The 19,377-nt window shown below is 60.4% G+C and carries 17 protein-coding genes and 1 tRNA gene; 15 read left to right on the plus strand and 3 right to left on the minus strand.

The window, feature by feature from the left end; translation table 11 throughout:
- Positions 1-4 precede the first annotated feature (4 nt).
- The 9 genes from BM254_RS17715 to pgi all read left to right on the plus strand — a co-directional run bounded on the left by BM254_RS17715 (position 5) and on the right by pgi (position 10,552).
- On the plus strand, positions 5-181 hold the full coding sequence (locus BM254_RS17715; RefSeq protein ID WP_008940627.1) for a hypothetical protein: 177 nt from the start codon (positions 5-7) through the stop codon (positions 179-181).
- On the plus strand, positions 171-3,134 hold the full coding sequence (locus BM254_RS00130) for a sensor histidine kinase (RefSeq protein WP_091997297.1): 2,964 nt from the start codon (positions 171-173) through the stop codon (positions 3,132-3,134). Before BM254_RS17715 ends, BM254_RS00130 begins: the two co-directional genes overlap by 11 nt.
- A 7-nt stretch (positions 3,135-3,141) precedes the next feature.
- A complete protein-coding gene (locus tag BM254_RS00135; protein WP_091997299.1) occupies positions 3,142-4,542 on the plus strand; it encodes a sigma-54-dependent transcriptional regulator in 1,401 nt (466 codons plus the stop codon).
- Positions 4,543-4,977: 435 nt separating this feature from the next.
- Entirely contained in the window at positions 4,978-5,250 is a 273-nt protein-coding gene (locus BM254_RS00140; protein WP_245777320.1) for a hypothetical protein, read from the plus strand.
- Positions 5,223-6,584 (plus strand): polynucleotide adenylyltransferase PcnB, encoded by a 1,362-nt coding sequence (gene pcnB / locus BM254_RS00145; protein WP_091997301.1) that lies wholly within the window; start codon positions 5,223-5,225, stop codon positions 6,582-6,584. The genes BM254_RS00140 and pcnB overlap by 28 nt, the downstream gene beginning before the upstream one ends.
- A complete protein-coding gene (gene folK / locus BM254_RS00150) occupies positions 6,581-7,093 on the plus strand; it encodes a 2-amino-4-hydroxy-6-hydroxymethyldihydropteridine diphosphokinase (protein ID WP_091997303.1) in 513 nt (170 codons plus the stop codon). The genes pcnB and folK (BM254_RS00150) overlap by 4 nt, the downstream gene beginning before the upstream one ends.
- 130 nt (positions 7,094-7,223) lie before the next feature.
- Positions 7,224-8,018, plus strand: a complete 795-nt coding sequence (gene panB, locus BM254_RS00155; RefSeq protein ID WP_091997305.1) for a 3-methyl-2-oxobutanoate hydroxymethyltransferase — start codon at positions 7,224-7,226, stop codon at positions 8,016-8,018.
- The gene (gene panC, locus BM254_RS00160) at positions 8,015-8,863 is read left to right on the plus strand and encodes a pantoate--beta-alanine ligase (RefSeq protein WP_091997307.1); all 849 of its coding nucleotides are present in this window, start codon (positions 8,015-8,017) and stop codon (positions 8,861-8,863) included. Before panB ends, panC begins: the two co-directional genes overlap by 4 nt.
- Positions 8,864-8,890: 27 nt before the next feature.
- Complete coding sequence (pgi, locus tag BM254_RS00165) at positions 8,891-10,552, plus strand: glucose-6-phosphate isomerase (protein ID WP_091997309.1); 1,662 nt, start codon at positions 8,891-8,893, stop codon at positions 10,550-10,552.
- Here pgi and folK (BM254_RS00170) read toward each other — a convergent pair.
- Both folK (BM254_RS00170) and folB read right to left on the minus strand, forming a co-directional pair.
- Positions 10,535-11,059: a 2-amino-4-hydroxy-6-hydroxymethyldihydropteridine diphosphokinase gene (folK, locus tag BM254_RS00170; protein ID WP_091999059.1), complete on the minus strand. Its 525-nt coding sequence runs from the start codon at positions 11,057-11,059 to the stop codon at positions 10,535-10,537. The two genes, pgi and folK (BM254_RS00170), sit on opposite strands and share 18 nt — an antisense overlap.
- A complete protein-coding gene (folB, locus tag BM254_RS00175; protein ID WP_091997310.1) occupies positions 11,059-11,415 on the minus strand; it encodes a dihydroneopterin aldolase in 357 nt (118 codons plus the stop codon). The genes folK (BM254_RS00170) and folB overlap by 1 nt, the downstream gene beginning before the upstream one ends.
- A 141-nt stretch (positions 11,416-11,556) precedes the next feature.
- Between folB and plsY the strand changes: the two genes are divergently transcribed.
- Positions 11,557-12,150, plus strand: coding sequence for a glycerol-3-phosphate 1-O-acyltransferase PlsY (gene plsY / locus BM254_RS00180; RefSeq protein ID WP_091999062.1), 594 nt, complete (start codon positions 11,557-11,559; stop codon positions 12,148-12,150).
- A gap of 8 nt (positions 12,151-12,158) precedes the next feature.
- On the opposite strand, the gene tsaD is transcribed toward plsY, so the two are convergent.
- Complete coding sequence (tsaD, locus tag BM254_RS00185; protein WP_091997312.1) at positions 12,159-13,214, minus strand: tRNA (adenosine(37)-N6)-threonylcarbamoyltransferase complex transferase subunit TsaD; 1,056 nt, start codon at positions 13,212-13,214, stop codon at positions 12,159-12,161.
- A 237-nt stretch (positions 13,215-13,451) separates the two neighbouring features.
- Here tsaD and rpsU point away from each other — a divergent pair, with 237 nt between their 5' ends.
- The 5 genes from rpsU to BM254_RS00210 all read left to right on the plus strand — a co-directional run bounded on the left by rpsU (position 13,452) and on the right by BM254_RS00210 (position 19,362).
- Entirely contained in the window at positions 13,452-13,667 is a 216-nt protein-coding gene (gene rpsU / locus BM254_RS00190; RefSeq protein WP_007153483.1) for a 30S ribosomal protein S21, read from the plus strand.
- Positions 13,668-13,830: 163 nt separating this feature from the next.
- On the plus strand, positions 13,831-15,561 hold the full coding sequence (dnaG, locus tag BM254_RS00195; RefSeq protein WP_091997314.1) for a DNA primase: 1,731 nt from the start codon (positions 13,831-13,833) through the stop codon (positions 15,559-15,561).
- 119 nt (positions 15,562-15,680) lie between these two features.
- Complete coding sequence (rpoD, locus tag BM254_RS00200) at positions 15,681-17,537, plus strand: RNA polymerase sigma factor RpoD (RefSeq protein WP_091997316.1); 1,857 nt, start codon at positions 15,681-15,683, stop codon at positions 17,535-17,537.
- A 96-nt stretch (positions 17,538-17,633) separates the two neighbouring features.
- Positions 17,634-17,710: transfer RNA gene (locus tag BM254_RS00205), tRNA-Ile, on the plus strand.
- A gap of 365 nt (positions 17,711-18,075) precedes the next feature.
- Positions 18,076-19,362, plus strand: coding sequence for an Ig-like domain-containing protein (locus tag BM254_RS00210; protein ID WP_091997318.1), 1,287 nt, complete (start codon positions 18,076-18,078; stop codon positions 19,360-19,362).
- The last annotated feature ends 15 nt before the right edge of the window (positions 19,363-19,377 follow it).

The following is a 19,377-nucleotide window of genomic DNA, read 5'->3' on the forward strand; positions in this document are numbered from 1 at the left end:
CCTGATGTACATCTACCGTCTGGTCTTCCTGCTGGTTCTGGCCATATACATTTTCTCTCCCAACATCCTGGATTGGTGGACTGCGCCGGGTAACGTCTGGTACAGCCCCTATGTCATCTGGGCGGGACTGATCGCCATCGGGTTCTGGCTTGAATGGCGACGGGATCCCAATGAGTTTTAGTGCCTCGGGCCTGGTACTGGCCAGCCTGGTTTACCTGCTCCTGCTTTTCGGTGTGGCCTGGATTACCGAACAGGGCATGCTGCCCAAACAATGGGTGCGCCATCCCCTGGTCTACACCCTGAGCCTCGGCGTCTATGCGGGTATCTGGGCGGTCTATGCCGCCATCGGCATGGCCGCCGAAACCGGTTACGGCTTTCTGGCCTATTACCTGGGCATCAGTGGTGCTTTCCTTCTGGCGCCGGTGCTGCTCAATCCGATCATGCGTATCGCCAGGGCCTACCAGCTGACCTCCCTGGCCGATCTCTTTGCCTATCGCTACCGGAGCCAGTGGGCCGGCACTCTGGTGACCCTGTGTTCCGGTGCGGCCATCCTGGCGCTGCTGAGCATGCAGATTCAGGCAGTGGCAGTCTCAGCCAGCATCCTGGCCCCGGACACCTCGCCCAAGGCCATGAGCCTGCTGTTCTGCCTGATCGTGTTGCTGTTTGCCATCCTGTTTGGCGCCCGCCGCAACCAGAACTCGGAAAACCACCAGGGGCTGGTGCTGGCTATTGCCTTCGACTCTCTGGTGAAAGTGGGCGCGCTGTTGACTCTTGGTGCTGTAATCCTGTTCCAGGTCTTTGACGGCATGGAAGGACTGGACCTTTGGCTCGCCATGAACAAAGCCGCCTCCGGAACCATGACCCTGGCCATTGACGACGGCAGCTGGCGCGCCCTGATGCTGATGTCATTCGCCGGCGCCCTCGTATTGCCACACATGTACCACATGACGTTCAGCGAGAATCCATCGCCCAAATCCCTGGCCAAGGCCAGCTGGGGCCTGCCGCTTTACCTCCTGCTCCTGGCCCTGCCGGTGCCCGTGATTCTCTGGGGTGGCCAGGCACTGGATGTGGGCACCGACCCCAATTTCTATGCGCTTGGCGTCGCCCAGGCCCTGGACAGCCCGCTGCTGTCGCTGCTCATGTATATTGCCGGCCTGTCCGCCGCCAGCGGCCTGATGATTGTCAGTACCCTGGCGCTGGCGGGCATGGTCCTCAACCACGTGGTGCTGCCGGTCAAGACCCCCCGGGATCAGGCGGATATCTACCGCTGGCTGCAGTGGGTCAAGCGGCTGCTGATCGCGGTGATCATCTTCTTTGCCCTGCTGTTCCATGAAACCGTGGGCCAGGAGCTGGACCTCGCCATCCTGGGCGCCATTTCGCTGTCCGGGATGCTCCAGCTTTTGCCCGGCGCGCTGGGTGTCATCTACTGGCCGGAGGGTAACCGGCGCGGTCTGATTGCCGGCCTGGTTACCGGGCTCGTGATCTGGCTGGCGACCCTGGTTCTACCCTTCTCCCACACCATCAACCCGTTGGCCTGGTTCAACGTGCCGCTGGTTCCGGATTACAGCAACTGGCACATCTTCACGTTCATCAGCATCACCGCGAATGTTACCGTCTTCGGCCTGTTCTCCATCCTCAGCGCCAGTTCGGCGGAGGAAACCAGTGCCGCCCAGGCCTGTTCCATGGGTGCACTGTCACGGCCCCAACGGCGCGAGCTGCTGGCCAGTTCCTCCACCGAATTCATCCGCCAGCTCGCCGACCCGCTGGGCTACGGCGTGGCCAGACGGGAAGTGGAGCGGGCCCTGGCCCAGCTGAAACTGCCCAATATCGAGTACCGCCCCTACCAGCTTCGACGCTTGCGCGATCAGGTGGAGATCAACCTCTCCGGCCTGCTCGGTCCCTCGGTGGCCCGGGACATGGTGCACCGGCACCTGGGCTTCAAGCCGCTCGCCCGCGGCAACACCGGCCAGGACATCCGCTATGTGGAACGGGCACTCGGGGATTACCAGAACCGGCTGACCGGTCTGGCGGGCGAGCTGGATAACCTGCGCCGGCATTACCGTCAGACCCTGCAGAATCTTCCCATTCCCGCCTGCTCCGTCGGTGAGGACGGCGAGATCCTGATGTGGAACCACGCCATGGAGGAGCTGACCGGCATCACCGCCGACGATGTGGTGGGCGCCCGGCTGATGGCCCTTCCGGAGCACTGGCACCTGTTGCTGGAGGACTTCAACCGCGGCGAGGAACTGCACCGGTACAAACACCGGCTCGACCTGCGCGGCAAGCCGCACTGGCTGAACCTGCACAAGGCGGCACTGAGCGGCCCTGACCACACCGAGGGCGGCAGCATCATCCTGGTGGAAGACCAGACCGAAACCCGGCTGCTCGAGGACGAACTGATGCACAGCGAACGGCTGGCCTCGGTCGGTCGACTGGCCGCCGGGGTCGCCCACGAGATCGGCAACCCGGTCACCGGCATCTCTTCGCTGGCCCAGAACCTGAAACTGGAGACCGACAACCCTGACATTCTGGACACTGCCGACCAGATCCAGCAGCAGACCAGGCGAATTTCTGCCATCCTGCAATCGCTGATGAATTTTGCCCGGACCGGCAACCATGCCCACGCCAACCGTTATGAACCGGTCTCCATCCACCGCTGCGTGGAGGAGTCCGTCAACCTGCTGTCGCTCAGCGACAAGGGCATGGGCATCCGTTATCTCAATGAGGTGCCCGAAGATCTGCTGGTACTCGGGGATGAACAGCGCCTGGTACAGGTGTTCGTCAACCTGTTGGCCAATGCCAGGGATGCATCGCCCGAGGGTGGTACCATCAGGGTCAGTGGAAACAGCGACAGCTACTCCGCTATTATCGAGGTCATCGATGAAGGCTCAGGTATCCCGGAAGACCAGCTCGACCACATTTTCGAGCCCTTTTACACCACCAAGGCCCCCAACAAGGGTACAGGTCTTGGCTTGTCCCTGGTGTACAGCATCGTCGAGGAACACTACGGCAACATCCAGGTCGAGAGCCCGGCGAATACCGAGACCGGCACCGGGACCTGTGTGCGCCTGAGGCTCCCGGCGTACCGGCCCGAAGCCGACGATACCTCTGCCAGCCAGAACGAAAGGTCCTGAAACAGTTATGCCCCGCATTCTGATTGTAGAAGATGAAGACATCATTCGTTCCGCCGTGCGCAAGCTGCTGCAGCATGCCGGCTATGAAGTGGCCGACGCCAGGTCGGTGGAGGAAGCCGAACAGAACCATGAACCGGATCAGTTTGACCTGATCATCTCCGACCTGCGCCTGCCCGGTGCGGCCGGCACCGAACTGATCAACCGTGCGCCCAACACGCCGGTATTGATCATGACCAGCTATGCCAGCCTGCGCTCGGCGGTCGACTCCATGAAAATGGGCGCGGTCGAATACATTGCCAAGCCCTTTGACCACGATGAAATGCTGGCTGCGGTCGAGAACATCCTGGCACGCCAGGGATCAGGCGACACCGACTCCGGGAGCGGTGCGGACTCCGGCAACAGGCCCCAGGAAAGCGATCCGGCCAACATCATGTTTGGCCAGTGCGAGGCCATGCAGAAGGTGTTCACCCTGATCCGCAAGGTGGCACCGACGGAAACCACGGTGCTGATCCAGGGGGAATCGGGAACCGGTAAGGAGCTGGCCGCCCGCGCCCTGCACCTGCTCAGCCCACGGGCATCGAAACCACTGATCTCGGTGAACTGCGCCGCCATTCCCGAGAGCCTGATCGAATCGGAACTGTTCGGCCACGAAAAAGGCGCCTTCACCGGTGCGGTGTCCGCCCGTACCGGTCTGATTGAAGCCGCAGACGGCGGCAGCCTGTTCCTGGACGAGATCGGCGAGCTGCCGGCCGAGGCCCAGGCGCGACTGCTCCGGGTGCTGCAGGAGAGCGAGATCCGCAAGGTCGGTTCCACCCAGAGCCGCAAGGTCAATGTGCGAATGATCGCGGCCACGCACCGGAACCTGAAGGCGATGACCCGCACCGGCGAGTTCCGGGAAGACCTCTATTACCGCCTGAACGTGATGCAGATCCGCATCCCGCCCCTGCGCGAGCGCCAGAGCGATATTCTTGGCCTGGCCGGCAAATTCCTTAAGCGCCAGGGCGAGAAGATGGGCAAGCCAAACCTCAACCTGAGCCCTGAAGCCATGCGAGTCCTGGAGCGGCACCGCTGGCCGGGTAACGTCCGGGAGCTGGAGAACGCCATAGAGCGGGCCACTATCCTGTGTGACGGGGATGTGATCACCCCATCCCTGCTCGATCTGGACAGCGAAGGCGGTGACGAGCACATTCCGGAAACACTGGTGGAGGGTAACAACGAGCAGACGCCTACCCGGGACGCAGACTCCGCCAACGACCTTTCCCTGGAGGATTATTTCCAGCACTTCGTTCTGGAGAACCAGGACCGGATGAGCGAGACCGAACTGGCCCAGAAGCTGGGTATCAGCCGGAAGTCCCTGTGGGAACGGCGACAGCGGCTGGGTATACCGCGCAAAAAAACCAGTAGCTGATCAGGGGGCCAATGGCCCCCTTTTTTGTCGGGCCAGACCAAAGGATGAACGCACACTCAGTTGTTACCCCGTGTTCCCCACGGTAACACTCCCTTCGGAACAACCGTGATCTCAGTAACACTTATCGGGAGTACGGGGTAACACTTATTTCTTCCAAAACCGTAAGGTACTGTTAATCAACAATTTTCAAAAACTGGCACGCACTCTGCAATCTATTAAGCGCACAACAACAAAAACAAGAAGTGGCATACGCAGCGTCAAAACAAATACAAAAAGCTGCAGGAAGACGTTCGGTAACAAAAACAAAAACAGAACGTGAGCGAACTGAGTGTTTTGGGTACTTTGCTTTTTAGTGGTCCCACGGCACGTGTGAGTTGTAGATGTAGAGAAGAATCGCCTTCCAGACGACACTGCATCTGCTAACAGACTCGCCCGATGTCCCTGACCGCTCTGTGTATTCAAAGCTTTCCGTTTGCACTGCTGAGATCCTCCGTATTTGGAGGCACACAGTGGGGTACAAAAACGAAGAAAAATCCCGGCAACAATAAAAACAATGCAGATCGTCAACGCTTTCAGGGCGGATTCGTGAAAACGGATCCGCCTTTTGATTATCTGGCGTGTGCAAATCCTGCCCAAACCGTTAAACTCTCGGTTTTTGCTCACCGCAAATACGGATTTCAATGCCTAAACGACTTGTCGACAGAATAAAATCCTTCATCCCCGGCGGACGGAAAAAGCCTCGCACCTATCAGCGACGGGAGATCCCCCGGGACCAGCACAATGTTTCGCGTTCCGTGATCAGCGAGCCGGCCAAGAAAGTCCTGCATCGGCTGAACAAATCCGGTTACGAGGCTTACCTGGTGGGCGGCGGCGTTCGCGACATCCTGCTCGGCGGCAAACCGAAAGATTTCGACATTGCCACCAACGCCACCCCGGAAGAAGTGCACGACCTGTTCCGTAACTCGCGCCTCATCGGCCGCCGCTTCCGCATTGTCCACGTGGTGTTCGGCCGTGAGATCATTGAAGTCACCACCTTCCGCGGCAATGCCAACGACGCCGATGACGACAGCACCGACGACGATCGCAGGACCAGCGAGCACGGCCTGCTGCTGCGGGACAACGTGTACGGTAGTCAGGAAGAAGACGCGCTGCGCCGGGATTTCACGGTGAACGCCCTGTATTACTGTATCCGCGACTTCACCGTGATCGACTTTGCCAACGGCATCGAGGACCTCCGCAACCGGCAGATCCGCCTGATCGGCGATCCGGAAACCCGGTACCGGGAAGACCCCGTGCGCATGCTCCGGGCCATCCGCTTTGCCGCCAAGCTGGACTTCGAGATCGAACCGGAAACCGAGGCCCCGATCCGCGAACTGGCTCCTCTGCTCAGCCATATCCCGCCGGCCCGGCTATTTGACGAGGTCCTGAAGCTGTTCTCTGCCGGCCATGGCGAGAAAACCTACGACCTGCTCAATGAGTACAACCTGCTGGCACCGCTGTTCCCGGAAACGGTGAAAGCCATCGAGGCCGGCGAGCCGGACGACCTGATCCGCCAGGCCCTGCGCAATACCGACGCGCGGATCGCCCAGGGCAAGTCCGTCACCCCCTATTTCATGTTTGCCGCCATGCTCTGGCCCGCCCTTCAGGCCGAGTGGCGTCGCCGCCAGGATAACGGCGACCCGGTACAGCCGGCGCTCCACGGCGCCATCGGCAAGGTCATCGGCCGCCAGGTCCAGGCCACCTCCATACCCAAACGCTTCTCCGGCCCCATGAAGGAGATATGGGAACTGCAGATGCGCCTGCCACGCCGCCAGGGCAAACGGGCCTTCGGCACCATGGCCCACCCGCGGTTCCGGGCCGCCTACGACTTCCTGCTGGTACGGGAATCGGCCGGCGAGATCGAACCGGGGCTGGGGCAGTGGTGGACCGAGTTCCAGCAGGCGGATGAGCGCGGCCAGGAACGCATGCTGTCCCAACTGGGCAGCGACGCCCCTAAAAAGCGACGCCGTCGTAAGCCGGTGAAACGCCAGGCCGCGCAATGACCACGGATGTATTCGTCGGACTGGGCAGCAATCTCGAGAATCCCGCTGCCCAGCTGGCCCGGGCGGTTGCCGAACTCGCGGCACTGCCACAAACCACACTGGTCGCCCAGTCCCCTTTCTATGCCAGTCGACCAGTCGGCCCCCAGGATCAGCCCGATTTCGTCAACGGTGCGGTTTGGCTCAGAACGGACCTGGCGCCCCATGCCCTGCTGGATCACCTGCAAGCCATCGAGCAGGCACATGGCCGGGAGCGCATGCGCCATTGGGGACCACGCACCCTGGATCTGGATATCCTGCTGTTCGGACAGGAAACCCTTGACGACGAACGCCTCGTGGTGCCCCACCGCGAGCTGGTCAACCGGGATTTTGCCCTCCAGCCGCTGCTGGATCTCAACCCCGACCTGACCCTGCCGGACGGACGCACAGTAGCTGCGCTCAGGCAAAGCTGCCCGGACAACGGCTTGCGCAAGCTGCCGCCAATCCCGCGCGCCCCCTTCTCCCCGAACTGAAACCCGCGCACCCCGACTCCGGCCACCCCGTGATACTATTGCCTCAGGCATACCCCCGGATTACCCTTAGCACCTGAATGCCGCAACCACGGCGCAGTCCACGCCCATCCACCCAAAAGGCTAGGATTCTATGGCTGTTACCATCAATACCCTGAGGGAATACAAGCAGAACGGCGAGGCCTTCTCTGCCCTGACCTCCTACGACGCGACCTTTGCCCAGATCGTCAGCGAAGCCGGCGTTGATGTCATCCTAATCGGCGATTCCCTGGGCATGGTGCTCCAGGGCAATGACAGCACCCTGCCGGTCACCATGGATCAGATGGTGTACCACACCAGCTGCGTAGCCAAAGGCAACCGCGGCTCGCTGATCATGGCCGACATGCCTTTCATGTCCTATGGCACGGTGGAGGCGGCCCTGGAGAATGCCGCTGAGCTGATGCGTGCCGGCGCGCATATGGTCAAACTGGAAGGTACGGACTGGATGAAGGACACCATCAGCGCCCTGAGCGAACGGGGTGTGCCCGTGTGTGCCCACCTGGGCCTGACCCCGCAGTTCGTCAACAAGTTCGGTGGCTACAAGGTCCAGGGCCGGGACGAGAAAGCGGCGGAGATGATGATCGAGCACGCCTGTGAACTCGAGGAAGCCGGCGCCGACATCATACTGCTTGAATGCGTGCCCGCACCGCTGGCGGCCCGCATCACCCAGGCCGTCAAGGCACCGGTGATCGGCATTGGCGCCGGCTCCGACACCGACGGCCAGGTGCTGGTGGTGCACGACATGCTGGGGCTGACGCCCGGCCGTAAGCCGCGGTTTGTGAAGAACTTCCTGGCGGAGACCGACTCCGTTCAGGAGGCGCTTGCAGCCTACGTTCAGCAGGTTCGTGACCGTACTTTCCCGTCCGAGGAGCATACGTTCAAGGCATGAGAACCATCCATTCGCTCAAGGAACTTCGCACCATCCTGCGCGGCTACCGCCGCCAGGATAAGACCATCGGGCTGGTCCCCACCATGGGGAACCTGCATGAGGGCCATATATCCCTGGTGCGCAAAGCGGCCGAGTCCGCGGACGTGGTGGTCACCACCATCTTCGTCAACCCGATGCAGTTCGGAGCCAACGAGGACCTGGACAAATATCCTCGCACCCTCGTCGAAGACCAGGAAAAGCTTGAAGCCGCCGGCAACACCCTGGTGTTCGCACCGCCTGTGGAAGAGATCTACCCCGAGGGCCTGGCCCAGCAGACCAAGGTAATCGTGCCGGAAGTCAGTGACGGCCATTGCGGCGCAAGCCGTCCCGGGCACTTCGAGGGTGTTGCCACCGTGGTCACCATGCTGTTCAACATGGTGCAACCGGACCTCGCGGTCTTTGGCGAGAAGGATTTCCAGCAACTCGCCGTGATCCGCAAGATGACCCGTGACCTGTTCATGCCCGTGGAAATCATCGGTGCGCCGACGATCCGGGAGGACGACGGCCTGGCTAAAAGTTCCCGCAATGGCTATCTCTCGGCAGAGGAACGCAAGATCGCACCGGTCGTGTTCCGGACACTGGAAGCCACCGCGGAAAAACTCGCCGATGGTCGTACTGACTTCCACACGCTGGAAGGGGAAGCTGAGCAGTCACTGAGCGCTGCCGGCCTGCGGCCGGATTATTTCAACATCGTGAACAGCCTGACGCTCAAGCCGGCCTCGCCGGACGACCATGAACTGACCATCCTGGTAGCCGCCTTCCTGGGCACCACCCGGTTGATCGACAACCTGTCGGTGACCCGCTGACTCTCATACAAGGAAAAGGATCCCCTGATGCCCGAACACCCGGCAGTACTGACCTCGAAACCCGAATGGCAGGCACTGAACGAGCGGCGGGACAAGCTGCGAAGCATCACCATGCGCGAACTCTTCACGCAGGATCCGGATAGGGCCAGCCGGTACTTTATCGAAGGTGCCGGCCTGGCCCTGGACTTCTCCAAGAACCTGCTCACGGACGAGACCCTGACCGAACTGATGACCCTGGCCCACAGCTGCCGGCTGGAAGAGCGGCGCGATGAGCTACTCAGCGGCGCCCGGGTGAACGTCACCGAAAACCGGCCAGCCCTGCATACGGCCCTGCGCCACCCGGGGAACGAGTCCATCCTCGTCGATGGCGTGGATGTGGTTGCCGAAGTCCAACAGACCCTGAACCGCATGGAAGCCTTTGTTGATGGTGTTCTGGACACATCCAGAACCGGCTTCAGTGGCAAGGCCTTCACGGATGTGGTCAGCATCGGGATCGGCGGCTCCTATCTCGGCCCCAAGCTGGTGGGCGAATCGCTTCAACCCTTCTGGCAAGGCAGTATACGGTGCCACTACGTGGCCAACATCGATGGCACCGATATCTGCGAAACACTCCGCCAGGTGAATCCGGAAACCACCCTGTTCCTGATCCAGTCCAAGTCTTTCCGCACCCAGGAAACCCTTGAGAACAGCAAGGTGGCGCGGCAGTGGTTCCTCGACAACGGCGGCGATGAAGCCTCTATCGCCCGGCACTTCATGGCGGTAACCGCCAACGTGCCGGCAGCCGAGGACTTCGGGATTGATGCCGACAATGTGTTCCCCATGTGGGACTGGGTCGGCGGCCGCTACTCCCTCTGGTCAGCCATTGGCCTTCCGGTGGCCCTCACCATCGGCATGGAAAACTTCCGGGCCCTGCTGGCTGGCGCCCACGCCATGGACCGCCATTTCGGGGAAGCACCGCTGGAGCGCAACCTGCCGGTGGTCATGGGCCTGCTCAGTGTCTGGTACAACAATTTCTGGGATGCCGAAACCCACGCCATACTGCCCTACGACCATTATCTGCGCAGCCTGCCGGACCACCTGCAGCAGCTGGACATGGAGAGCAACGGCAAGAGCGTGACCGAGTCCGGGCAGCCACTGGATTACCAGACCGGCCCGGTGCTCTGGGGCGGTGTCGGTTCCAACGGCCAGCATGCCTATCACCAGCTGATCCACCAGGGCACGCGACTGATTCCCGCGGACTTCATCATTCCCCTGAAGACCCACAATCCGGTGGCAACCCATCACGCGGACCTGTTTGCCAATTGCCTCAGCCAATCCCGGGCCATGATGGCGGGCAAGACCCTGGCCGAGGCCCGGGCAGAACTGGCGACGGAGGGCCTGGATGAGAAAGCCGTTGAGGCCCTCGCGCCCCACAAGGTGATCCCGGGCAACAAGCCGAGCAATACACTGATCATGGAGAAGGTGGCACCGGAAACGGTGGGGGCCCTGATTGCCCTCTATGAGCACCGGACCTTTGTTCAGGGCGTGATCTGGGATGTGGATTCGTTCGACCAATGGGGTGTGGAGCTGGGCAAGCAGCTGGGCAAGGGCATTCTGCCCAAACTGCTGAGCCAGGACGCCATCAGCACCGCCGGTGACAGCTCCACCGACCAGCTGATCCGGAAATTCCGCTCAGCCAACGGCCTCTGAGATTTTCCGCCCCTGCCATGTGAAGTCTACCGGCCAGAGCTTCTGGCCGGTGTTGTAGGCCTGCCACAGCTCCCGATAACGCTTGCCACAGACCGGATGCACCGCATCCGGGGCGATATCCGCCAGCGGACGCAGCACGAAGGCATTCTTCAGAATCTCGCCACGGGGCAGTTCAACGCCATCAATGGTGCCGGTGCGGTCACCGTAGGTGAGGATATCCAGGTCGAGGGTCCGGGCACTGAACTTCGGCACATCGCGCCGGCGGCCGTTCTCGGCCTCCAGCTGCTTGAAGCGCCGGGACAGCTCACCAACGCTGAGGTCAGTATCCACCCCGACCACCAGATTAAAGAAGGGCGAACCGTCAAAACCGACCGATTCGCTTTCGTAAACCGGGGAAATCTGCAGGTCACCGAACCAGTCCGCCAAGGCGTCCAGGGCTGCAGTCACGTACCGCTCCCGGTCGATGTTGGTGCCGATACTGATGTAGACCCGGGTTGCTGCCGTCATCATTTGCTTCCCCGCTCGATTCGCACACCCACTGACCGGGCCGCGGGTACCGCGCCAGGCTTACGCAGGGTCAGCGTCAGCTGCCCCACCCCGAATTCCTTCATAAGAAGATCCGCCAGCACTTCAGCCGCCCGTTCCAGCAACTGCGGCTTCAACTCCTGCAGGCAGCGGGTCACGCGCTCACTGACCGCGGCATAGTCCAGGGCATCGGCAACATCGTCGGACCGGCCCGGCGCACGGTTATCCCAGGCCATATCGAGATCGACCAGGATCTGCTGGGTGACTTCCCGCTCCCAGTCATAAACGCCGATGACGGTTTCCACCGCCAGACCTTCGATCAGGACACTGTCTGCCAAGGGGATCTCCCGGGGTCTTCCACTCTTTGCTGATTGAAATGCGCACAACCACCGGATACTGTGATCAGGCTGGTCAGTGCCAAACGGGCCGGCATTTTCGCACAGATTGCACCGACTCGTCTCCGCCTCCGGACTGACACCATGGATCTGACCAGCCCCGCCGTCGCCACCGTTGCACTTTGCACCCTTGCCTACCTGTTCGGCTCGGTACTGTTTGCGCTGCCGGTGTGCCGGCTGTGGAAACTGCCCGACCCGAGGGCTCTTGGATCAGGCAATCCCGGCGCCACCAACGTCTATCGTAACGGCGGCTGGGCGCCGGCGCTGGTTACCCTCGCCCTCGATGCCTTCAAGGGCTGGTTGCCGGTGTGGATCGCCCACGTTGCCGGGCTCTCGGTGATGGTGCAGGCGATGGTTGCCCTGTGCGCGGTCACCGGCCACATGATTCCGCTGTTCTATCGATTCAAGGGCGGTAAAGGGGTGGCCACCGCCCTGGGTGCGGGCCTGGCACTGGCGCCGGTCACAACCCTGATCATGGCAGCCATCTGGGCCGGCGTGATGTGGCGCTGGCGCATCTCTGCCCTGGCCTCCCTGGTCGCGATCGCCTTTGGCCCACTGATCAGCGCTCTGATCGAACCGGAAACCCTGCCACTGTTCGGATTACTGACCATCCTGATCGTGGTGCGGCACCGCAACAACCTGATCCGGCTCGCCCAGGGTCGGGAAGCCGGCTTCTGATTGCCTTCTCAGTCCACCAACCCGTTGGCGCGGGCTTCGTTGATGGGTGGCAAGGTATTCATAGGCCACCTGGGCACGGCCACGATACGCTCGCCATCCTGTTGACCCGCCAGCATTCGCTGGGCCCCGGCATAGGCAATCATCGCTCCGTTATCGGTACAGAACTCCGGGCGGGCGTAGAACACGTGGGCCTGGAGTTTCCGGGCCATTTTCTCGAGGCCGGCCCGCAGGCGTTTGTTGGCGCTGACACCTCCAGCGATCACCAGGCGCCTGCAACCGGTCTGCTCCAGCGCCCGGCGGCATTTGATGGTCAGGGTATCCACCACCGCAGCCTCGAACGCCAGGGCGATGTCGGCTTTGACCTGCTCTGAAAATTCCCCGGCATCAATGGCTGCGTTCACCGTATTGAGGGTATAGGTCTTGAGCCCGCTGAAACTGAAATCCAGGCCAGGCCGGTCCGTCATCGGGCGGGGGAAGCGATAACGGTCAGGCACCCCCTTCTCGGCAAGGGCGGCGACACGGGGGCCACCCGGGTAATCCAGGCCCAGCATCTTGGCAGTCTTGTCAAAGGCCTCGCCGGCGGCATCATCCACCGATTCGCCGAGCATCTCGTACTCGCCGATTCCATCAACCCGGACCAGCTGGGTGTGACCACCGGAGACCAGCAACGCCACAAACGGAAACGCCGGCGGGTTATCCTCCAGCATCGGCGCCAGCAGGTGACCCTCCATGTGATGGACGCCCAGTACCGGCACGCCCAGGGCAAACCCCAGGGCGTGGGCCACCGAGCCACCCACCATCAACGCACCCACCAGTCCGGGACCGGCGGTATAGGCAATGCCATCGATATCCTTGCGGGTACAACCGGCTTCCGCGATCACCTGGTCACACAGGGGCAGCAGCTTGCGCACATGGTCCCGTGACGCCAGTTCCGGCACGACACCGCCGTAATCCGCATGCATGTCGATCTGGCTGAACAGGGCATGGGCCAGCAGGCCCCTGTCGGTGTCGAACAGGGCCACGCCGGTTTCGTCACAGGAAGTTTCAATACCGAGAATGAGCATAGAGTCAGGCCCCATCAGGTTGCCGTGAATGAGAACGGAGCGCATTTTAGCAGAAACCCGAAACCGGAAGGCAGTTTCATCGAACAAACATTGACCTTGCTATCATCCAGGCGCTATCATTGCCGCCCTAAATTATGCACTGGTCGAGTTTTAGCCAATCTGACCAGGTATCGAGCCGCACAGGCATCGCCGTGCGGAGCAAATGGAAACCGAATCTATCAGGTAGGTGATTTTCGAATGCCAGCTGTTAAAGTGAAAGAGAATGAACCGTTTGACGTAGCACTGCGTCGCTTCAAGCGTTCCTGCGAAAAGGCCGGTGTACTGTCTGAAGTACGTCGTCGTGAGCACTACGAGAAGCCGACCGCTGTTCGCAAGCGCAAAGCAGCCGCTGCCGTTAAGCGTCATCTCAAGAAGCTTCAGCGGGAACAGCGCAAGTTCGAGCGTCTGTACTAAGCTACAGCCAGACGCCGCTTGACTGCAAAGCACTGATTGCCTGTCAGCAACAGGCTGCACAGAGCGATTCAAAATGCCGCCGAGGCCTGGCTTCGGCGGCATTTTTGGCTATGGCCAACATCTGAAGTACCGGCACTGACGAGCCGGCAGACCTGGAGTCTCCATGAGTGGACTGATCCCTCAACGCTTCGTTGAAGACCTGCTGGACCGCATTGACCTTGCGGAACTGATCGGGTCCCGGATCACCCTCAAGAAAGCCGGCGCCAACTACAAGGCCTGCTGTCCCTTCCACGATGAAAAAACACCGTCCTTCAACGTGCGACCGGACAAGGGCTTCTATCACTGCTTCGGCTGTGGCGCCCATGGCGATGCCATCAGTTTCGTACGGGAATTCGAAGGTCTGGGCTTTACCGAGGCGGTGGAAGAACTCGCCAAGCGGGCTGGACTGGAAGTGCCCTACGACCGGGCGGCGCGCCAGGAAATGCAGCAGGCCCGGACCCTGACCGACGCGCTCGACTTTGCTAACCAGTTCTACCAAAAAGCCCTGCGTAGCCCGGCCGGCAACTATGCCCTGGATTACCTGAAGCAGCGCGGGCTGGACGACGTCATTATCGAGCGGTACCAGCTGGGCTATGCCCCTGGTACCGGGACGGCACTTTACGACGCGGCGGCACAGGACCTGAAAGGCCCCTTGATCGAGACCGGCACGGTATCGGACCGTTACGGGCGCCCGAGAGATCTGTTCCGCAACCGGGTGATGTTCCCGATCCGCAACACCCGGGGCCGGACCGTGGCGTTTGGCGGGCGCACACTGGGGGATGACAAGGCCAAGTACATCAACTCTCCGGAGTCGGATGTTTTCCACAAGAGCCGGGAGATCTACGGGCTGTTCGAGGCCCGACAGGCCATCCGCCAGCTGGACAAGCTTCTGGTTGTGGAAGGCTACATGGACGTCATCGCCCTGGCCCAGTACGGCATCGATTACGCCGTTGCCACCCTTGGCACCGCAACCAACCAGGACAGCCTGCAGGCACTGCTGAAACAGGTGCGGCACGTGGTGTTCTGTTTTGACGGTGATAACGCGGGCTTCCGGGCCGCAGACCGGGCCATGGAGAATGCCCTGGAACTGATGGCGGATGGACTGCATCTGCAGTTCCTGATGCTGCCGGAGGGCGAGGATCCGGACACGCTGATCCGCAAGGAAGGTACCGAAGCGTTCCAGAAACGGATTGACGGCGCCACGCCCCTGTCCCGCTACCTGTTCGATCGGCAGGGCGAGGGGCTGGACCTGCAGCTGCCGGAACACCGAGGGGAGCTCCGGGCACGGGTGGAACCGTTACTGAACAAAATGCCCCGCAGCACCCTCCGGGATGCCATGTGGCATGAAATGCTGCGCCTGTGCGGCGGCCGTAACCAGTGGCAGAACCGCCAGCCGCAGCAGCGGGGCAAATGGCGCAACGGCGAGTTTCGGGACCGCCCGAGCGAAGAGCGGGTGGACGTCAAACTCAACAAGGACAGCACGCTCTGCCTGGCGTTGGTGGAAGCCCCGGAACTGGCCACCGAGGTCAGTGAACTGGCCCGGCAGTCACGGCAGTTTCCCCAGGCCATGGGGATGGCCACCTGGATCCTGGACAAGGGAATCCGGGACCGCCGCAAACTGATCGGCGCACTGGCCCTCGATCAACAGGCCCGGGACCGGTTCTACCATCTGTTTGATGGCATCGAACACATTCCCTCACGGGACAGCACGCTGGCCTCGGCCCGCGAGCTGATCAGTCCGAGCGCGGAAACCTCGCGCCAGCAGAGATTGGCTACACTGCTGAGAAATTTTGCGAACCTCTCTGCCGAGGAACGCAACGAGCTTCGGGAGCTCAGCGGCGGTACTCAGGAATAACCGCACTTGAAACTTAACCGATTGGCCACAATCTAAACAGTCGGTGGCAGAGCAACCACGTGACAGCTATAATGGCTGTTTAACTTTTTTCCTTTTAAAAGCGAGTTCACAGGGTGTCTATGTCAGGCAATTCGCAAAAATCACGTTTGAAAGACCTCATTGCACGAGGCAAGGAACAAGGTTACCTGACTTACGCCGAGGTAAACGACCACCTCCCGGAAGACATCGCCGACCCCGATCAGGTCGAAGACATCATCCGCATGATTAACGACATGGGTATCCAGGTGTGCGAGGAAACTCCCGACGCCGATACCCTGTTGATGACCGAAGGTGATTCCACCGCCGACGAAGCCGCCGCAGCCGAAGCTGCCGCCGCACTCGCCGCCGTGGAAACCGACGCCGGCCGCACCACCGATCCCGTCCGCATGTACATGCGTGAAATGGGCACCGTGGAACTGCTGACCCGCGAAGGCGAGATCGTTATTGCCAAGCGCATCGAAGAAGGTATCCGGGATGTCATGGCCGCAGTGGCCCACTTCCCCGGCACCGCCGGCACAGTCATTCAGGCCTACGACCGCATCATCGAGAACGAAGGCCGTATCAGCGACATCGTTACCGGCTTCCTGGATCCGGATGACGCCGAGCCGTTCATGAGCGAAGAGCCCGCGGCACCGGAGGAAACCAGCACCGAAGACGCCGACTCCGACGACTCCGATGATGACGACAGCTCCAGCGATGACGACAACGACAACGGTCCGGATCCGGAAGAGACCCGCCTGCGTTTCGAGCTGCTGAGGGAAAAGCTGGACGCGGCCAACAAGGCGCTGGAGAAATATGGTCGTTCAGACAAGAAAACCCAGGACGCCCTGAACGAGCTCGGCCAGGTTTTCGCGCCGTTCAAGCTGGCCAACAAGGCCTTCGAGGAACTGGTTAACGTTGTTCGCTCCACCAACGATCTGGTGCGTGAGAACGAGCGCGCCATCATGCAGATCTGTGTGCGCGACTGCAAAATGCCGCGCAAGGACTTCATCAAGTCCTTCCCCGGTAACGAGGTCAACCTGGAGTGGGCGGACAAGATCGCCAAGAGCAAGAAGCCTTACGCTGCCGCCATCGGCGAGCGCCTGGACGAGATCGTTCGGCTGCAGAAGCGCATCCATAACGTCCAGACCGAAGTGGACCTGGACGTGGCCGACATCAAGGAAATCAACCGCCGCGTTTCCATCGGTGAAGCCAAGGCTCGTCGGGCCAAGAAGGAAATGGTCGAGGCCAACCTGCGTCTGGTTATCTCCATCGCCAAGAAGTACACCAACCGCGGCCTGCAGTTCCTGGACCTGATCCAGGAAGGCAACATCGGTCTGATGAAGGCGGTGGACAAGTTCGAGTACCGTCGTGGCTACAAGTTCTCCACCTATGCCACCTGGTGGATCCGGCAGGCCATCACCCGCTCCATCGCGGACCAGGCCCGCACCATCCGGATCCCGGTGCACATGATCGAGACCATCAACAAGCTCAACCGCATCTCGCGGCAGATGCTGCAGGAGATGGGCCGCGAGCCGACTCCGGAAGAGCTGGGCGAGCGCATGGACATGCCGGAAGACAAGATCCGCAAGGTCCTGAAGATCGCCAAGGAACCGATCTCCATGGAAACCCCGATCGGCGACGACGAAGACAGCCATCTGGGCGACTTCATCGAGGACATCCAGGCCCTCTCCCCGGTGGATTCCGCCACCGCAGAAGGCCTGCGGGAAGCCACCCGCTCCGTGCTGGCCGGCCTCACCGCCCGGGAGTCCAAGGTACTGCGGATGCGCTTCGGTATCGAGATGAATACCGACCACACGCTGGAAGAAGTCGGAAAGCAGTTCGACGTCACCCGTGAGCGGATCCGTCAGATCGAAGCCAAGGCCCTGCGCAAACTGCGCCACCCGTCACGCTCCGATCACCTGCGCGGCTTTATTGACGACCAGGGTAACGGTTAAGCTCCACAACAGTAGCGGGCGCCACACCTCACCGGTATAATGGCGCCCGCTCTGTTTCCCCATCCGGAAACATCTCTCCAGAATGCATTTCTGCACGGGCCTATAGCTCAGTTGGTTAGAGCAGGGGACTCATAATCCCTTGGTCGCTGGTTCGAGTCCAGCTGGGCCCACCACTCCTTTCAGTCGCGCTGGACCTCATCGGACTATTCCAGCCAGAAATCGCAGATTTCTGTCGCTTCGCAGGGCGAAAGCCATGCTTCCGCTTTATCCTGCTTCGCCCAACTGGGCCCACCACCTCCCTACCGCAATACAATTCTCGCCTGAACTTGTGCAATACCTATCATTATCGACTAATTTTAAAGTGACCGGAGCACATCGCCGACCGACGGCCGACGACACGCAGGAATTACCGGCCAAGGCTCACTCGGCATTATGTCGAGCCTGACAAGAACCAGTCCCCAGAGCCAGGAAATTGGATCGTTGATCGTAATTCCCCGAGGGAACAGATGAAGTCGTCAAAGACCCATGGAGAGGCATCATGAGGAGCATTCTCGGCACCTTTCGCACGTTGTTAACCCTTCTTCTCTTTGTTTTTGTTCTTAGTGCCTGTGGTGGGGGTGGAAGCGGGGGTCAATCCGTGACCATCGAATCCGCAGAAGATATATCCCTTGCCATAGCCCCGGATAACCTGGACCTGGCGCTTAACCAGAGTGCTACGGTGAAAGCTATTGCAACGTTGGTGACTCACGGAGCGACAGCGGATGTATCGGGCAAGGCAAACTGGAGTTCGGAAAATATCTCAATCGCTTCCATTACGAGATCCGGCAATACAGTAACAGTGGTACCTCAAAGTCAGGGTTCAACCACAATTACTGCTGAACTCGATGGTATTTCAGCGACTGCCACCGTAACCATTGGCAACCCCTTGATCAAAATCGTCACCGATCCCCCCAGTGCGAGCATTAATGATGGCTCACTGGCAGAGATCACAGCAACAGGCACCTTTAATGACGGCAGCATACGGGACATAACAGAAGACGTAACCTGGATCTCAAGCACCGAAACGGTGGCGACTGTTGACAGGGGGATAGTGTCAGCGCTCGAACCAGGCGATGTAACCATATCCGCAGTTGCTGGGCCGGTATCAGGTAACACGCAGGTTACGATAGCTGCCGCACCAGACGCTCCGGGGAGAATGGAAATTGGGATTACGCCCAATGCTATTTTGGAGGATGAGGCGGTCGGCGCCTCGGTTTCTGCTACGGTATTTGCCAATGATGAGGACAATGGGATTCTGAGTTCTACCAATGTGCTTTTCGCAGAGCAAACAGGGTCTGTGACCTTTACACAGGATGAAATTACGATCGATAACGATAACCCGCGAGCTGAAACCGAAGCCAAATCCACTCTAGTCGGCAAGTACATCATTTCTGCGGTCGTACCCGACACGACTGCCAGGGCTCAAGGTACTTTGAATGTGGTATCGAGCTTTTCCGAGGTCGTCATCATTGATTCATTCACTGCAGAAATTCTTACTAAAGAAGAAACGTTGTCTGACATAGAAGCCGGGAGCAAATTCACTGCAGTAATCCTCAATACCAGCAATCGCAGCTTTAACCTCCTAAGGGCAGAGCTGGTTAATGGCCAAAACGTTCTAGACACAGCCGACCTTTCCGGAACCACATTGGGTGAGGGGGATTCAACCAAGGTAGATGCTGTTCTGGATGATTCAATTCAGGATGAGGGTGTGAGACTGGTTTTTCACCTTAGCGACCCAGTTACAACACGCCAATTTACAGTCGATAAGCAGTTCACTTCACCTTGAGTGAGCTGATTGAAG

The organism is Marinobacter pelagius, from assembly GCF_900114925.1.
GTDB classification, from domain to species: Bacteria; Pseudomonadota; Gammaproteobacteria; order Pseudomonadales; family Oleiphilaceae; genus Marinobacter; species Marinobacter pelagius.